Origin of the sequence: Georgenia satyanarayanai (assembly GCF_900116375.1) — a bacterium.
GTDB lineage: Bacteria > Actinomycetota > Actinomycetes > Actinomycetales > Actinomycetaceae > Oceanitalea > Oceanitalea nanhaiensis.
The window spans coordinates 200882-217112 of sequence record NZ_UETB01000003.1 but is presented as its reverse complement, the minus strand read 5'-3'; the positions used below and the strand labels follow the sequence as shown (position 1 = coordinate 217112).

At 72.5% G+C, this 16231-nt stretch carries 11 protein-coding genes and 1 riboswitch; of the genes, 10 read left to right on the top strand and 1 reads right to left on the bottom strand.

The features are described 5' to 3' along the window. Window positions 1-27 precede the first annotated feature (27 nt). On the bottom strand, window positions 28-1281 hold the full coding sequence (locus DSZ44_RS06755) for an FAD-dependent oxidoreductase (protein WP_110851841.1): 1254 nt from the start codon (window positions 1279-1281) through the stop codon (window positions 28-30). Between the two features lie 23 nt (window positions 1282-1304). Between DSZ44_RS06755 and DSZ44_RS06750 the strand changes: the two genes are divergently transcribed. The 10 genes from DSZ44_RS06750 (at window position 1305) to DSZ44_RS06705 (ending at window position 16227) form a co-directional block, all read left to right on the top strand. Beyond that, window positions 1305-1571: a hypothetical protein gene (locus DSZ44_RS06750; protein ID WP_110851840.1), complete on the top strand. Its 267-nt coding sequence runs from the start codon at window positions 1305-1307 to the stop codon at window positions 1569-1571. A gap of 73 nt (window positions 1572-1644) precedes the next feature. Next, a complete protein-coding gene (locus tag DSZ44_RS06745) occupies window positions 1645-2976 on the top strand; it encodes a hemolysin family protein (RefSeq protein WP_110851839.1) in 1332 nt (443 codons plus the stop codon). A gap of 109 nt (window positions 2977-3085) precedes the next feature. Then, the gene (locus tag DSZ44_RS06740; RefSeq protein WP_110851838.1) at window positions 3086-4303 is read left to right on the top strand and encodes an NADP-dependent isocitrate dehydrogenase; all 1218 of its coding nucleotides are present in this window, start codon (window positions 3086-3088) and stop codon (window positions 4301-4303) included. Window positions 4304-4325: 22 nt separating this feature from the next. Continuing rightward, the gene (locus tag DSZ44_RS06735; protein ID WP_110851837.1) at window positions 4326-5306 is read left to right on the top strand and encodes a malate dehydrogenase; all 981 of its coding nucleotides are present in this window, start codon (window positions 4326-4328) and stop codon (window positions 5304-5306) included. Window positions 5307-5427: 121 nt separating this feature from the next. Then, window positions 5428-6156 carry an AIM24 family protein gene (locus tag DSZ44_RS06730; RefSeq protein ID WP_110851836.1) on the top strand — a complete coding sequence of 243 codons (729 nt, stop codon included), beginning with the start codon at window positions 5428-5430 and terminating at the stop codon, window positions 6154-6156. Window positions 6157-6304: 148 nt separating this feature from the next. After that, on the top strand, window positions 6305-12298 hold the full coding sequence (pulA, locus tag DSZ44_RS06725) for a pullulanase-type alpha-1,6-glucosidase (RefSeq protein WP_110851938.1): 5994 nt from the start codon (window positions 6305-6307) through the stop codon (window positions 12296-12298). 130 nt (window positions 12299-12428) lie between these two features. Then, the gene (gene purU / locus DSZ44_RS06720) at window positions 12429-13286 is read left to right on the top strand and encodes a formyltetrahydrofolate deformylase (protein ID WP_110851835.1); all 858 of its coding nucleotides are present in this window, start codon (window positions 12429-12431) and stop codon (window positions 13284-13286) included. 115 nt (window positions 13287-13401) lie between these two features. Further along, a complete protein-coding gene (locus tag DSZ44_RS06715; RefSeq protein WP_110851834.1) occupies window positions 13402-13899 on the top strand; it encodes a GNAT family N-acetyltransferase in 498 nt (165 codons plus the stop codon). A 17-nt stretch (window positions 13900-13916) separates the two neighbouring features. After that, window positions 13917-14005, top strand: a riboswitch (ZMP/ZTP riboswitch). Window positions 14006-14056: 51 nt separating this feature from the next. Next, window positions 14057-15355, top strand: a complete 1299-nt coding sequence (glyA, locus tag DSZ44_RS06710; RefSeq protein ID WP_110851833.1) for a serine hydroxymethyltransferase — start codon at window positions 14057-14059, stop codon at window positions 15353-15355. Continuing rightward, window positions 15352-16227 carry a bifunctional methylenetetrahydrofolate dehydrogenase/methenyltetrahydrofolate cyclohydrolase gene (locus DSZ44_RS06705; protein WP_110851832.1) on the top strand — a complete coding sequence of 292 codons (876 nt, stop codon included), beginning with the start codon at window positions 15352-15354 and terminating at the stop codon, window positions 16225-16227. The genes glyA and DSZ44_RS06705 overlap by 4 nt, the downstream gene beginning before the upstream one ends. Window positions 16228-16231: the final 4 nt, after the last annotated feature.

Below are 16231 nucleotides of genomic sequence, written 5' to 3'. Positions count from 1 at the left end.
AGTTGGGGGCGGGGGAAGTGCTCGCCGTCAGGTGAGGGTCTTGCGGAGCTGGGTGGCCGGGTCGGCGGCGGCAGCCGGGTTGAGGACCGGGTGCTCGGCGCCCGACAGAGCCTTGCGCAGCGCCCCGACGTCGCGGGGGCGGTCCACGGTGAGACCCGCGTGCAGCCGTGGGGCGCCGTCGGCGTCCGGGACGACGTACAGCGCGGTCCACGGACCGGCGCCGGGCTCCCCGCGCAGCACGACCTCCGCACCCGGCGGCACGTGCCCGACGACGGTGAGCTCGCGCCCGAGCTGGGTGGAGAAGACGTAGGGGGCCGGGTCCGGCGCAGGACCCTCGGCCGCGCCGAGCAGGTCCGCGACGAGCGCGGCGGGGTGCGACAGCGCGCCGTCCCAGTGGGCGCCCGGCACGACGCCGTCGCGGGGGGAGTGGCGGTCCGCGCAGTCCCCGACCGCGCGCGCGGACGCAGGCCCGCCGCGCACCCGCCCGGTGAGGTCCACGGGCACCGCCCCCCGCGCGCTGAGCGGCAGCGAGCCGGACAGCCAGCCGGTGCTCGGCCGCACCCCGACGGCCGCGACGACGACGTCGGCCGCCACCCGCGAGCCGTCGGTCAGCCCCAGCCCGCCCGCGTCGGCCGTGGTCACCGTGGCACCGCAGCGCAGCGCGATCCCGCGCTCGGCGTACCAGGGCAGGAGCAGCTCGCCCACGCGCGGGCCGAGCACGTGCCCGAGCGGCACCGGGCCGCCCTCGAGCACCGTGACGTCCACGCCCGCCGCGGCCGCGACCGTGGCGAGCTCCGCGCCCACCCAGCCCGCGCCGATGACGGCCAACCGGGTCCCCGGCCGCAGCAGGCCGCGTAGGCGCGCGGCGTCGTCGAGGTCGTGGAGGGTGAGGACGTCGGTCCAGCCCGGCACGACGACGGGACTCGCGCCCGTCGCGGCGACGACGACGTCGGCCGCCACCTCCCGCGTCCCCGCCGGTCCCGCCACGGTGAGGCGGGCGCCGCCGTCGTCGGCGTCCAGGGCGACGGCGCGGTGGCCGGTGAGGAGGTCGTCGGCGAGTGCGGCGAGGTCGCCGTAGCCCTCACCGGCGAGGTCGACGGGCTCGGTGCGGGTGAGGAGCTCCTTGCTCAGCGGCGGCCGGTCGTAGGGCGCGACCCGTTCCTCCCCGACGACGGTGAGGTGCCCGCTGAAGCCCTGGCCGCGCAGCTCGGCGGCCGTCCGCAGGCCGGCCAGCCCGGTGCCGACGACGGCCACCCGGGTAGGGAGGGAGGGGAGGGTCACCCGCCCACGGTAGCCTCGTCGCCATGGACTCCACGCGCGGCGCGGGCACGGCGGTGCTGTGGCTCGTCGTCCTCGGCACGCTTGCCGCGGGCGTCACGGCGGTGCTCGTCGACGTGCCGTCGGCCGCGCTCGTCCTCGCGGCGGTGTGCGCGGCGCTCGCCGTCGTCCGCGGCACCGACCGCGGCGTGCCGCCCGCCTTCCGGGCACGCTCGACCGGCTTCGACGTCACCCTCCTCCTCGTGGCCGCCGTCGCGCTCGCCGTCCTCTCCCCGGCCGGCAACCTCACCTGACCCCGGCCGGCAACCTCACCTGACGTCCCGGGGCGTCCCGTGCGCACGGCGACGCTCCTGGGACAATGGCCCGATGACCGACCTCGTCGTCGACATCTCCCTCGTCTTCGCCTTCGTCCTGCTCGGCGGCGTCTTCGCCGCCTCCGAGATCGCCCTCGTCTCCCTGCGTGACAGCCAGGTGCGCGCACTGACCGAGAAGGGCGGCCCCGGTGCCCGGGTGGGCCGGCTGACCGAGGACTCCAACCGCTTCCTGTCCTCGGTGCAGATCGGCGTCACCCTCGCCGGCTTCTTCTCCGCGTCCTTCGGCGCCGCCCAGATCGCGCCGCAGGTCTCACCCGCCCTGGCGAGCCTCGGGCTGGGCAGCGGGGTCGCGAGCACGGTCGCCTTCGTCGGCACCACCGTGCTCATCTCCTACCTCTCCCTGGTCTTCGGCGAGCTCGTGCCCAAGCGGCTGGCGATGCAGAGCGCCGAGCGCTTCGCCGTCGTCGTCGCGACACCGCTGGACTGGATCGCCACCGTCATGCGGCCGCTCATCTGGCTGCTCGGTGCCTCCACGAACCTCGTCATGCGCCTCCTCGGGCGCGACCCGCACGAGCAGCGCGAGGAGATCGGCGCGGAGGAGCTGCGCTCGATGGTGGCCCAGCACGAGTCGATCGGTGCCGTGGAGCGGGACATGGTCGTCGACATCCTCGCGGTCGGTGACCGCGGCGTGGAGGAGATCATGACGCCCCGCACCGAGGTGGAGTTCCTCGACGCGGACCTGCCGGTGAGCGAGGCGCAGGCGCGCGTCGCCACCCTCGAGCACTCGCGCTACCCCGTCCGCGGCCGCAACGACGACGACGTCCTCGGCTTCGTCCACGTGCGCGACCTCATCCACGTGCGGCCCGGTGCCCGCGTCGTCGGTGACCTCGTCCGCCAGGTGCCCTTCTTCCCCACCGGCAAGCGGGTCCTGTCCGCGCTCACCGACATGCGCACCCAGAACGCCCACCTCGCCGTCGTCGTCGACGAGTACGGCGGCACCGACGGGATCGTCACCCTCGAGGACGTCGTCGAGGAGTTCGTCGGGGAGATCAACGACGAGTACGACCGTCCCGAGCCCGGCGTGCGGGCGCGCGGCGACGTCGGGGACGTGGCCGGCCTGCTCGGGCGCGCGGACGTCGCCAAGGTCCTCGACCGGGAGCTGCCCGAGGGCCCCTTCGACACCCTCGCCGGCTTCGTCGTCACCCGCCTGGGCCGCATGCCGGAGATCGGGGACACCGTCGAGTGGGAGGGCCTCACCCTCACGGTCGCGGCCATGGACGGGCGGCGCGTGGACCGCCTCCACGTCCGGGCCACCGAGGACGACGACGGTGACGTCTCCGCCGTCGCCGGCGCCGAGCCGGGGGTGGCCGGCCAGCACCCCTGAGGAGGTGTGGCCCATTTATCTCGATGTCGAGTAATCTGGTCGCGGTGCCGGCGCCCCGGCGCCGAGGACGCCGAGCACACCCTCGTGGTGGTCAGGAGAGCGCAGGAACATGGCGAAGATCAAGGTCGAGAACCCCGTCGTCGAGCTCGACGGCGACGAGATGACGCGGATCATCTGGCAGTTCATCAAGGACCGACTCATCCACCCCTACCTGGACGTCGACCTCAAGTACTACGACCTCGGGATCCAGCACCGCGACGCCACCGACGACCAGGTGACGATCGACGCGGCCCACGCCATCCAGGAGCACGGCGTCGGCGTCAAGTGCGCGACCATCACCCCCGACGAGGCCCGCGTGGCCGAGTTCGGCCTCAAGAACATGTGGCGCTCGCCCAACGGCACCATCCGCAACATCCTCGGCGGCGTCATCTTCCGCGAGCCGATCATCATCTCCAACATCCCGCGCCTCGTGCCGGGCTGGACCAAGCCGATCATCATCGGCCGCCACGCCCACGCCGACCAGTACAAGTCGCAGAACTTCAAGGTCCCCGGCCCGGGCACCGTGACGATCACCTACACCCCCGACGACGGCAGCGAGCCCATGGAGCTCGAGGTCGCCAAGTTCGGTGAGGACGGCGGCGTCGCGATGGGCATGTACAACTACAACAAGTCGATCGCCGACTTCGCGCGCGCCTCCTTCTCCTACGGTCTGCAGCGCGGCTACCCCGTCTACATGTCGACGAAGAACACCATCCTCAAGGCTTACGACGGCGCCTTCAAGGACATCTTCGAGGAGATCTTCCAGGCCGAGTTCAAGGACCAGTTCGACGCCGCGGGCCTCACCTACGAGCACCGCCTCATCGACGACATGGTCGCCGCCGCCATGAAGTGGGAGGGCGGCTACGTCTGGGCCTGCAAGAACTACGACGGCGACGTCCAGTCCGACACCGTCGCCCAGGGCTTCGGCTCGCTCGGGCTCATGACCTCCGTGCTCATGTCCCCCGACGGCCGCACCGTGGAGGCCGAGGCCGCCCACGGCACCGTCACCCGCCACTACCGCCAGCACCAGGCCGGCAACCCGACCTCGACGAACCCGATCGCCTCGATCTTCGCGTGGACCCGGGGCCTGTCCCACCGCGGCAAGCTCGACAACACCCCCGAGGTCACCGGCTTCGCCGAGACCCTCGAGGACGTCATCATCAAGACCGTCGAGTCCGGCAAGATGACCAAGGACCTCGCCCTGCTCGTGGGCAAGGACCAGGAGTGGCAGACGACCGAGGAGTTCCTCGCCTCGATCGACGAGAACCTCGCCGCCCGCCTGGGCTGACGGCTCGAAGGAGACAACGTTCATGAACCAGCCCGTCAACGTCACCGTCACCGGGGCCGCCGGCCAGATCGGCTACGCCCTGCTCTTCCGCATCGCCTCGGGCCAGCTCCTCGGTCCCGACACCCCGGTCCGGCTGCGCCTCCTGGAGATCCCCCAGGGCGTCAAGGCCGCCGAGGGCACCGCCATGGAGCTGCACGACTGCGCCTTCCCGCTGCTGTCGGGCATCGACATCTTCGACGACGCGAACGCCGCCTTCGACGGCGCCAACGTCGGGCTGCTCGTCGGGGCGCGTCCCCGCACGGCCGGTATGGAGCGCGGCGACCTCCTCGAGGCCAACGGCGGGATCTTCGGCCCGCAGGGCAAGGCGATCAACGACAACGCTGCCTCCGACATCCGGGTGCTCGTCGTCGGCAACCCCGCCAACACCAACGCGCTCATCGCCCAGCGCCACGCGCCCGACGTCCCGGCCGAGCGTTTCACCGCGATGACGCGCCTGGACCACAACCGGGCGCTGAGCCAGCTCGCGCAGAAGACGGGTACCCCGGTGAGCCAGATCGAGAACCTCACGATCTGGGGCAACCACTCCGCCACCCAGTACCCCGACGTCTTCCACGCGACGATCGGTGGCCGCCCGGCCACCGAGCTCGTGGACGAGGCCTGGCTGGACGGGGAGTTCATCCCGACCGTCGCCAAGCGTGGCGCGGCGATCATCGACGCGCGCGGCGCGTCCTCGGCGGCCTCCGCGGCGAACGCGGCCATCGACCACGTCCACGACTGGGTCAACGGGACGGGGTCCTCCTGGACCTCCGCGGCGATCCCGTCCGACGGCTCCTACGGCGTGCCCGAGGGGATCATCTCCTCCTTCCCCGTGCGCTCCGTCGACGGCCGCTGGGAGATCGTCCAGGGCCTGGAGGTCAACGACTTCTCGCGCCAGCGCATCGACGCCTCCGTCGCCGAGCTCGTCGGCGAGCGGGACGCGGTCCAGGAGCTCGGCCTCATCTGATCCACAGGAGCTCGGCTCTCGGCGAGAAGGTTCCCTCCTTCCTCGCCGAGAGCCGAGTTTCTTGCATCCGTCCGGCGGTACTCTTCCGACGAACACCGCCACACCACGACGGAGGAGAGCCATGCCGATCCACGGGACCCTGTTCAGCGACTTCCAGGAGACTGCCGCCCGGGAGCCCTTCGTGCTCCAGAACAAGAAGCTCCTCAAGGTCCAGATGGGCTACGGCCCGGTCTGGGCGAAGTCCGGCTCGATGGTCGCCTACCAGGGCGACGTCCACTTCCAGAACAAGGGCTCCGGTGGACTCGGCCGGATCGTCAAGTCGGCGATGACCGGCGAGGGCGTGAGCATGATGGAGTGCACCGGCCAGGGCGAGCTCTTCGTCGCCGACGGCGCCGCCGACGTCCAGGTCTTCTACCTCGAGAACGACATGGTGTCGGTCAACGGCGCCAGCGTGCTCGCCTTCTCCTCCTCCATCGAGTGGGACATCCACCGCCTCCAGGCCCGCGGCGCCGCGATGACCGGCGGCCTGTACAACGTCTCGCTGCGCGGCACGGGGTACGTCGCGGTCACCACCCAGGGCGAGCCGGTGGCCCTCGACGTCGCGAGTGCCCCCACCTTCGCCGATGCCCAGGCCGTGGTCCTGTGGACGGGCGGGGTCAGTGCCGACATCCGCGTCGACACGGGTGGCCTGTCCTCGATCGTCCGCGGTGGCACGGGGGAGACCTTCCAGATGGCCTTCGGCGGGCAGGGCTACGTCATCGTCCAGCCGAGCGAGACGGTCGTCAGCGGCGGGCACCAGGAGAACCGCACGAAGAGCAGCGGCGGGGGGCTGGGCGGCCTCTTCGGCTGACCACGGACCTGCCGCCGTGCGGCACGCCGTACGGCGGCAGGTCGGCTCCTGTGGCGGGTTTTGCCGCGCCGTGAAACGTACTGCAAGCCTTGCACGTGCTTTCAGGCGGGTCTACGCTGCGGGCATCATCCGGAGACGAGGGAGTCCCATGTCCGCGAGATCTGCCCGCCCGCGCGCCGCCGTCGCCATGCTCGCCGCCGCCGGGCTGACGTCGGGCCTGGCGGCCGGCGCCACGCTGCCGGCCGTAGCCGACGACGCCGTCGTCGTGCTCGCCGGGGACCTGCAGTCCGAGCTCGGCTGCCCCGCCGACTGGGCCCCCGACTGCACCGACACCTCCCTCGCGCCCACCGGCGCCGAGGGCGTCTACTCCGCCGAGCTCAACGTCCCCGCCGGGCGCTGGGAGTACAAGGTCGCCGTCGGCGGCACGTGGGACGAGGCCTACGGTGTCGGGGGCGGGGAGACCAACTACGCCCTCGACCTCGCCGGCCCTACCGACGTCCGCTTCACCTTCGACCGCGCCGACGGCCTCCTCGCTCTGGAGGTCCTCGGCCTCGAGGAGGGGTACACCGACGCGGACGCCGCCCTCGTCGCCGAGCCGGTCCGCCAGCCCGGCGCGGACGAGCAGCTCTACTTCGTCATGACCGACCGCTTCGCCGACGGCGACGCCGCCAACAACACCGGCGGCACCGGCGGCGACCGCCTCGACCACGGCTTCGACCCCACGGACAAGGGCTTCTACCACGGCGGCGACATCGCCGGCCTGCACGAGAACCTCGACTACATCGAGGGCCTGGGCACGACGGCGATCTGGCTCACGCCGTCGTTCAAGAACAACCCCGTCCAGGGGGAGGGTGCGGACGCCTCCGCCGGCTACCACGGCTACTGGATCACCGACTTCACCCAGATCGACCCGCACCTCGGGACCAACGAGGAGCTCGAGGCGCTCATCGCCGACGCCCACGACCGCGGGATCAAGGTCTACTTCGACATCATCACCAACCACACCGCCGACGTCATCGACTACGCCGAGGGCGAGTACGGGTACGTCGACATGGAGACCTCGCCCTACCGCGACGCCGAGGGCAACATCTTCGACCCCGGTGACCACGCGGGCACCGGCGCCTTCCCGGAGCTCGACGCCGAGACCTCCTTCCCCTACACGCCCGTGGTGGACGAGGGGATGGAGGACGTCAAGGTCCCCGCGTGGCTCAACGACGTGACGCTCTACCACAACCGCGGGAACTCGACGTGGGAGGGCGAGTCGGTCACCTACGGCGACTTCGACGGGCTCGACGACCTCATGACCGAGCACCCGACCGTCGTCGACGGCTTCGTCGAGGTCTACGAGGACTGGATCGACCTCGGCATCGACGGCTTCCGCATCGACACCGCCAAGCACGTCAACCGCGAGTTCTGGGAGGAGTGGACCACCGAGGTCCTCGACTACGCCCGCGCCCGGGGCAACGAGGAGTTCTTCATGTTCGGCGAGGTCTACGACGCCGACGCCCGCCTCCTGTCCCCGTACGTGCGCGACACCGACATGAACGGCGTGCTCGACTTCGCCTACCAGTCCGCCGCGGTCAACTACGCCAAGGGCTTCACGGCCGCTGGCCTGTCCGGGCTCTTCGCCGCGGACGCGTACTACACGACCCCGACGACGAGCGCCCACGACCTGCCGACCTTCCTCGGCAACCACGACATGGGCCGGGTGGGCTACTTCCTCCAGGGCGCCGGGGACGAGCGCGAGCGCTCGATGCTCGCCCACTCGCTCATGTACCTCACGCGTGGCCAGCCGGTCGTCTACTACGGCGACGAGCAGGGTTTCGTCGGCCAGGGCGGGGACAAGGACGCCCGCCAGTCGCTCTTCGCCAGCCAGGTACAGCAGTACCAGAACGAGGAGACGCTCGACGGCGAGCCGCTCGGCGCGCAGGACCGCTACGACACCGACGTCCCGCTCTACACGCACATCGCCGAGCTCGCCGAGCTGCGCTCCAGCACCCCGGCGCTCGCGACCGGAGCGCAGGTCGAGCTCCACGCCGACGACGGTGCCGGGGTCTACGCCTTCGCCCGCGTGGACCGGGAGGAGCGGCGCGAGCACGTCGTCGCGGTCAACAACCGGGCGACCGACGCGACGGCCACCTTCACCACACTGACGCCGGGCGCGACCTACGTGCCGCTGCACGGCGACCACGCCGCCGTGACGGCGGACGCCACCGGGGCTGTGACGCTGAGCGTGCCCGGGCTGGCCGCCGTCGTCCTCGTCGCCGACGGCACCGTCGGCGCGCCCGCCGAGCCCGGCGACATCACGCTCTCGCCCGCCCAGGGTGGCCGCCTCGACGGCGTCGCCCCGGTCAGCGCCGACATCGCCGACGACGTGTGGGCCGAGACGTCCTTCGCCTACCGGCTCGTCGGCGCGGAGGAGTGGACGGCGCTGGGCACCGCCGAGGGCGACGCGCCGCGCGTCTTCCACGACGTCTCCGGGCTGCCGACCGGCACCCTCGTGGAGTACCGCGCCGTGTCCGTCGACGCCGCGGGTCACCGGGTCGCCGCCTCGACGGTCGGCTCGGTCGGCCAGGCCGTCGACGGCACCGCGCCCGAGCAGCCGGGCGGGGACCTCGTCACCGTCCCCGGCAGCCACAACGCCGCCATGGGCTGCCCCGGCGACTGGCAGCCGGACTGCGAGGCCGCCGCCCTCGCGCTCGGCGCGGACGGCGTCTACTCCGCCACCTTCGACCTGCCGGCCGGCAGCTACGACTACAAGGTCGCCGTGGGCGGCAGCTGGGACGTCAACTACGGCGCCGGCGGCGTCCCCGGTGGTGACAACGTCACCTACACCCACGACGGCGGGCCCGTCACCTTCTTCTACGACCCCGTGACCCACCACTTCGCCAACACCTCCGAAGGGCCGGTCCTCACCCTGCCCGGCAGCTTCCAGAGCCAGGTCGGCTGCCCCGGTGACTGGCAGCCCGACTGCATGGCCACGTGGCTGACCGACCTCGACGGCGACGGCACCTACGAATGGTCGACGACGGCGCTCGCGACGGGCAGCTACGAGGTCAAGGTTGCCCACGGCCGCAGCTGGGACGAGAACTACGGCGCCGGCGGCGTGCTCGACGGCCCCAACATCCCCTTCAGCGCCACGGCCGGTGAGCTCGTGTCCTTCAGCTACGACCTCGAGACCCACGTCCTCACCGTCGAGGTGACCGACCCGCCGCTCGCGGGCACCGGCCAGCTCGCCGCCCACTGGCTCGACGAGACGACCATCGCCTGGCCGGCGTCCCTCGTGCCCGAGGACGCCGACCCCGCCGACCTCGAGTGGTCGCTGCACCACGCCGCCGAGGGCGGCATGGAGGTCGTCGACGGCGAGGTGACCGGCGCGGACGGCGCCGCCTCGCTCACCCTGCTGGAGGAGGGGCTCCCGGAGGCGCTCGCCGGTCGCTTCCCCCACCTCGCCGACCACCTCGCGCTGCGCGTGGAGGGACTGAGCACCGCCCAGGTCGCGGAGGCCCTCACCGGCCAGGTGCAGGTGCTGCAGCGGCAGGAGGAGGTCGTCTCCGCCTTCACCGGGCTGCAGGTCCCCGGCGTCCTCGACGACCTCTACGCGGACGCGGCCGCGGGCCGCACCCTCGGGGTCGAGTGGGCGCAGGACGGCACCCCGACGCTCTCGCTGTGGGCGCCCACCGCCACCGACGTCGAGCTCCAGCTCTGGACGCAGCCCCGGGGCGGGGCCCCCGCTGCCGTCGCCGGAGAGCCCGAGACCGTCGACATGACCCGCCAGGACGACGGCACGTGGACCGTCGAGGGCGAGCCCGGCTGGGAGGACGCGGCCTACCGCTTCGCCGTCACCGTCTACGCCCCCAGCGTGGACGAGGTCGTCACCAACGAGGTCACCGACCCGTACGCCGTCGGGCTCACCGAGAGCTCCACCCACTCGGTGCTCGTCGACCTCGACGACCCGCGCTGGGCGCCGGAGCTGTGGAGCGACACCCCGCGGCCCCTCGTCGAGCGGCCGGTGGACCGCACGATCTACGAGCTGCACGTGCGCGACTTCTCGATCAGCGACGAGACCGTGCCCGAGGAGCTGCGCGGCACCTACCTCGCCTTCGCGCAGGAGGGCAGCGACGGGATGCGCCACCTGCGCACGCTCGCCGAGGCCGGGATGAACACCGTCCACCTCCTGCCCACCTTCGACATCGCGACGATCGAGGAGGACCCGGCGGCGCGCACGGAGCCGGACGTGCCGGACGCCGCGCCGGACTCCGAGGAGCAGCAGGCCGCGGTCGCCGCCGTCCGCGACCTCGACGGCTTCAACTGGGGCTACGACCCGTGGCACTTCTCGACGCCCGAGGGCTCCTACGCCCTCGAGCGGGACGGCGGCAGCCGCACGGCGGAGTTCCGCACCATGGTGGGCGGGCTGCACGACGCCGGCCTGCAGGTGGTCCTCGACAAGGTCTACAACCACACCAGCGCCTCCGGCCAGGACCAACGCTCGGTGCTCGACCGCGTGGTGCCCGGGTACTACCACCGGCTCAGCGCCACCGGGAGCGTCGAGACGTCGACCTGCTGCCAGAACGTCGCCACCGAGCACGAGATGGCCGAGAAGCTCATGGTCGACTCGGTCCTCACCTGGGCGACCGACTACGGGGTCGACGGCTTCCGCTTCGACCTCATGGGCCACCACTCGCGCGACAACATGGTGGCCGTGCGGGAGGCGCTGGACTCCCTCACCCTCGAGGACGACGGCGTGGACGGCGAGTCCGTCTACGTCTACGGGGAGGGCTGGAACTTCGGGGAGGTCGCGGACAACGCGCGCTTCTACCAGGCCACCCAGGGCCAGCTCGACGGCACCGGCATCGGGACCTTCTCCGACCGGCTGCGTGACGCCGTCCGCGGCGGCGGCCCCTTCGACGAGGACCAGCGCACGATCCAGGGCTTCGGCTCGGGCTCCTTCACCGACCCGAACGCCGTCGCCGAGGGGACTCCGGAGGAGCAGGCCGCGCGCCTGGCGCACCAGACCGACCTCGTGCGGCTCGGGCTGGCGGGCAACCTCGCCGACTACTCCTTCCTCACCGCCGCGGGGGAGGAGCAGACCGGCGCGCAGATCGACTACAACGGCCAGCCGGCCGGCTACGCCACGCAGCCCGACGAGGTCGTCACCTACGTCGACGCGCACGACAACGAGACCCTCTTCGACAACCTCGCGCTCAAGCTCCCGGTGGACACCGCGATGGAGGACCGGGTGCGGATGAACACGCTGTCGCTGGCGACGACGGCGCTGTCCCAGACGCCGTCGTTCTGGCACGCGGGGACCGACCTGCTCCGCTCGAAGTCCCTCGACCGCAACAGCTACAACTCCGGTGACCACTTCAACCGGCTGGACTGGTCGATGCAGACGAACACCTTCGGGGTCGGCCTGCCCCCGGCGGAGGACAACGCCGACGCGTGGGAGGTCATGGCGCCGCTGCTGGCGAACCCGGACCTGCACCCGGGGCAGGCCGACATCGAGCAGTCCGCCGCGATGGCGCAGGACCTCCTCGAGCTGCGGTTCTCCACGGAGCTGTTCCGGCTCGGGTCGGCCGAGCTCATCGAGCAGAAGGTGACGTTCCCCGGCTCCGGGCCGGACGCGACGCCGGGCCTGCTCGTCATGGCGATCGACGACACCGCCGGCAACGCCGACGTCGACCCCGCCCTCGACGGCGTGATCGCCGTCTTCAACGCCTCCCCGGAGGCGATCACCGAGCAGGTCGACGGGTTCGCCGGGCGGGCGTTCGGGCTGTCGCCGGTCCAGGTGGACGGGGCCGACGACGTCGTGCGCGAGACGGTGTGGGACGAGGAGGCCGGGACGGTGACCGTGCCGGCCCGCACCGTCGCGGTGCTCGTCGAGGCGCAGGACGAGGCGCAGCCGACGCCCACGCCCACCGACCCGTCGCCCACGCCCACCGACCCGTCGCCCACGCCGGGTGACGGCGGCGGCCCCGGCGGGGGGACCGGCGGTCCGGGTGACGACGACGGCCGGCCCGGCGCGGGACCCGGCGGGAAGCTGCCGCAGACCGGCGCAAGCCTCGCCGTGCCGGTCGTGGTCGCGCTGCTCCTGCTGCTCGCGGGCGCGACGCTCGTCACCCGGCGCCGCCGGCTCGGCTGAGCACGCCGCCGCACACAACGTGTGGGTTCCGGGTCCTGTGCGGACCCGGAACCCACACGATGTCGTGGCCAGGGGCCGGGGAGCGGACCGCTGAGCGGGCAGACCGACGTGGTCGGCTAGCCTCTGGCGGGTGAACACCGACGGCGACCTCCACCTCGTCCTGTCCCTCTCGTGCCCGGACCAGCCCGGCATCGTCAGTGCCGTGGCCGGGCTGCTGGCCGAGCACGGCGGGAACATCACCGAGTCCCAGCAGTTCGGCGACCCCACGACCGGGCTGTTCTTCATGCGCGTGCAGGTGCAGACCGCCGCGCCGCGCGAGGAGCTCGAGGAGGCGCTCGCCGAGCTCGCCGGACGCTTCGAGATGACGTGGCACCTCGACGTCGTCGGCCGCCCGCTGCGCACGCTCGTCCTCGTGTCCAAGGCGGCGCACTGCCTCGCCGACCTCGGCTACCGCCAGCGCAACGACCGGCTGCCCATCGACGTCGTCGGCGTCGTGTCCAACCACACCGTCCTCGAGGACCTCGCCCGGTTCTACGACTACGACTTCCACCACGTGCCGGTCACCGCGGACACCAAGGCGCAGGCCGAGGCGCGGCTGCTCGAGCTCGTCGAGGAGAACGACGTCGAGCTCGTGGTCCTCGCCCGCTACATGCAGGTGCTCTCCGACGACCTGTGCCGCCGCCTGGACGGACGTGTCATCAACATCCACCACTCCTTCCTCCCGAGCTTCAAGGGCGCCCGCCCCTACGCCCAGGCCCACGCCCGCGGCGTCAAGCTCATCGGCGCCACCGCCCACTACGTCACGGCGGACCTGGACGAGGGCCCGATCATCGAGCAGGACGTCGAGCGCGTCGACCACGGCGACGACGAGCGCGAGATGGTGGCCCTCGGTGAGGACGTCGAGCGGCGGGTGCTGGCCCGCGCGGTGCGCTGGCACGCCGAGCACCGCGTCCTGCGCGACGGTGCCCGCACCGTCATCTTCCGCTAGCCCCGGGTCCCTCCACCCGCCCTGTCCGCGGGCAGGGCGGGTGGTGACGGGAGGGAAGGGGGATCGCCGGGTGGACGTGTACGCGGGCGGCCGGGGACGGTGCAAGGATGGCGCCATGGACGACGTTCGCATCGATGTGGTCGACGACGACGCCGCCGGCGAGCTGCTGACGGTCCGGCGCGCGGCCTTCGTCACCGAGGCCCAGCTCTACGGTGACCCCAGCATCCCGGCCCTCACCCAGACCCTCGACGAGCTGAGGGCGGACCTCAAGCGCCCGGAGGTCGTCACGCTCGGCGCGTGGATCGGCAGCCGGCTCGTCGGGTCGATCCGTGTCGAGCTCGAGGGGGAGCGGGCCAACCTCGGCCGCCTCGCCGTCGTCCCGGACCTGCAGGGCCAGGGCCTGGGGACCCAGCTGCTCATGGCCGTCCTGGAGTACCTGCCCGAGCAGACCAAGGAGGTCTGGGTCTTCACCGGCCAGGACTCCAAGCAGAACCTGTCGATGTACGCCAAGCACGGCTACGAGCACCAGTACGACCAGCACACCGGTGACCTCACCTACGCCTACCTGCGCCGCATCCTCGGCGAGGAGGAGCCGGCCGAGCCCCAGGGGTAGCCGGAGCGGGTAGAGTCTGTCCCTGTCGCGACTGGCGCCAGAGGTGGATCACCACCGGGGAGCGACGAACCACGCAGACCGCAGGTCGCCCGCCTGGGCCGAGGGTCACCGGCAACGCGCGCCCCGGCGCGCACCCAGTGAGACATGCGGAGGAACGATGAGCCAGCCCATTCAGACGCGCCCGGTCGCCGACCAGGCCCTCGCCGAGCTCGACCCCGAGATCGCCGCCGTCCTCGACGGCGAGCTCACCCGCCAGCGCGAGACGCTGGAGATGATCGCCAGCGAGAACTTCGTCCCGCGCGCCGTCCTGCAGGCGCAGGGGTCGGTGCTGACGAACAAGTACGCCGAGGGCTACCCCGGCAAGCGCTACTACGGCGGCTGCGAGCAGGTCGACATCGCCGAGAACCTCGCGATCGAGCGCGCCAAGTCGCTGTTCGGTGCCGCGTACGCCAACGTCCAGCCCCACTCCGGTGCCACCGCCAACGCCGCGGTGCTCCACGCCATCGCCCGCCCCGGCGACAAGGTCCTGGGCCTGTCCCTGCCGCACGGTGGCCACCTCACCCACGGCATGAAGATCAACTTCTCCGGCCGTCTCTACGACATCGCCGCCTACGGCGTCGACGAGCAGACCCACCGCATCGACATGGACCAGGTGCGCGAGCAGGCCCTCGCCGAGCGCCCCAAGGTCATCATCGCCGGCTGGTCCGCCTACCCCCGCCACCTCGACTTCGCGGCCTTCCGGGCCATCGCCGACGAGGTCGGCGCCTACCTGTGGACCGACATGGCCCACTTCGCCGGACTCGTCGCCGCCGGTCTGCACCCCAACCCGGTCGCGCACTCCGACGTCGTCTCCACGACCATCCACAAGACCCTCGGCGGCCCCCGCTCGGGCATGATCCTGTCCCGGGACGCCGAGGAGCTGGGCAAGAAGCTCAACTCCGCCGTCTTCCCCGGCCAGCAGGGCGGCCCGCTCATGCACGTCATCGCCGCCAAGGCCGTGGCGCTCAAGGTCGCCGCCGGCGAGGAGTTCGCCGACCGGCAGCGCCGCACCCTCGAGGGCGCGCGGATCATCGCCGAGCGCCTCATGGCCCCGGCCGTCCGCGAGGCCGGCGTCTCCGTCGTCACCGGCGGCACCGACGTCCACCTCGTCCTCGTCGACCTGCGCAGCTCGGCTCTCGACGGCCAGCAGGCCGAGGACCTGCTGCACGCCGCCGGGATCACGGTCAACCGCAACGCGGTGCCCTTCGACCCGCGCCCGCCGCGCGTCACCTCCGGCCTGCGCATCGGCACCCCCGCGCTGGCCACCCGCGGCTTCGGGGCCGCGGAGTTCACCGAGGTCGCCGACGTCATCGCCACCGCCCTCACCGAGGGCACGGCGGCGGACGTCACCGCGCTGCACGCCCGGGTCACGGCGCTCACCGAGGCCTTCCCGCTCTACGAGGGCCTGCAGCAGTGACCGCGCGCATCCTGGACGGCAAGGCCACCGCGGCGCAGATCAAGTCCGAGCTCGCCACCCGCGTGGCCGCGCTGCGTGAGCGTGGCGTCGTGCCGGGCCTGGGCACGGTGCTCGTGGGTGAGGACCCGGGCTCGCGCAGCTACGTCGCCGGCAAGCACCGTGACTGCGCGGAGGTCGGCATCGAGTCGATCCGCGTGGACCTGCCCGCCACGGCCACCCAGGAGGAGATCCTCGAGGCGGTGGACCGGCTCAACGCCGACCCCGCCTGCACCGGCTACATCGTGCAGCTCCCGCTGCCCGCGGGCGTGGACACCAACGCCGTCCTCGAGCGCATCGACCCCGACAAGGACGCCGACGGCCTGCACCCGACGAACCTCGGCCGCCTCGTCCTGCGCGTCAAGGAGCCGGTCACCAGCCCCCTGCCGTGCACCCCGCGCGGCGTCATCGAGCTCCTCGACCGCTACGACGTCGACCTCGAGGGCGCCCACGTCGTCGTCGTCGGCCGCGGCACCACGGTGGGGCGCAGCATCGGCCTGCTCCTCACCCGCCGCGACGTCAACGCGACCGTCACCCTCACCCACACCGGCACCCGCGACCTCGCCGCGCACGTGCGCCAGGCCGACGTCGTCGTCGCCGCTGCCGGGGTGCCCGGGATCGTCACCGCGGACATGGTCCGGCCCGGCGCGGCCGTGCTCGACGTCGGCGTGAGCCGTGTCGAGGACCCCGAGACCGGCAAGGCGCGCCTGCGCGGGGACGTCGCCGACGGCGTCGCGGACGTCGCGGGGTGGCTCTCGCCCAACCCGGGCGGGGTCGGTCCGATGACCCGTGCCATGCTGCTCGCCAACGTCGTGGACGCGGCAGAGCAGGCCTGAGTTG

Bases quoted from the DNA above. Each gene is read 5' to 3' on its own strand.
- DSZ44_RS06750 (WP_110851840.1), top strand. From the start codon at position 1,305: ATGGACTCCACGCGCGGCGCGGGCACGGCGGTGCTGTGGCTCGTCGTC.
- DSZ44_RS06745 (WP_110851839.1), top strand. From the start codon at position 1,645: ATGACCGACCTCGTCGTCGACATCTCCCTCGTCTTCGCCTTCGTCCTG.
- DSZ44_RS06740 (WP_110851838.1), top strand. From the start codon at position 3,086: ATGGCGAAGATCAAGGTCGAGAACCCCGTCGTCGAGCTCGACGGCGAC.
- DSZ44_RS06735 (WP_110851837.1), top strand. From the start codon at position 4,326: ATGAACCAGCCCGTCAACGTCACCGTCACCGGGGCCGCCGGCCAGATC.
- DSZ44_RS06730 (WP_110851836.1), top strand. From the start codon at position 5,428: ATGCCGATCCACGGGACCCTGTTCAGCGACTTCCAGGAGACTGCCGCC.
- pulA (WP_110851938.1), top strand. From the start codon at position 6,305: ATGTCCGCGAGATCTGCCCGCCCGCGCGCCGCCGTCGCCATGCTCGCC.
- DSZ44_RS06715 (WP_110851834.1), top strand. From the start codon at position 13,402: ATGGACGACGTTCGCATCGATGTGGTCGACGACGACGCCGCCGGCGAG.
- glyA (WP_110851833.1), top strand. From the start codon at position 14,057: ATGAGCCAGCCCATTCAGACGCGCCCGGTCGCCGACCAGGCCCTCGCC.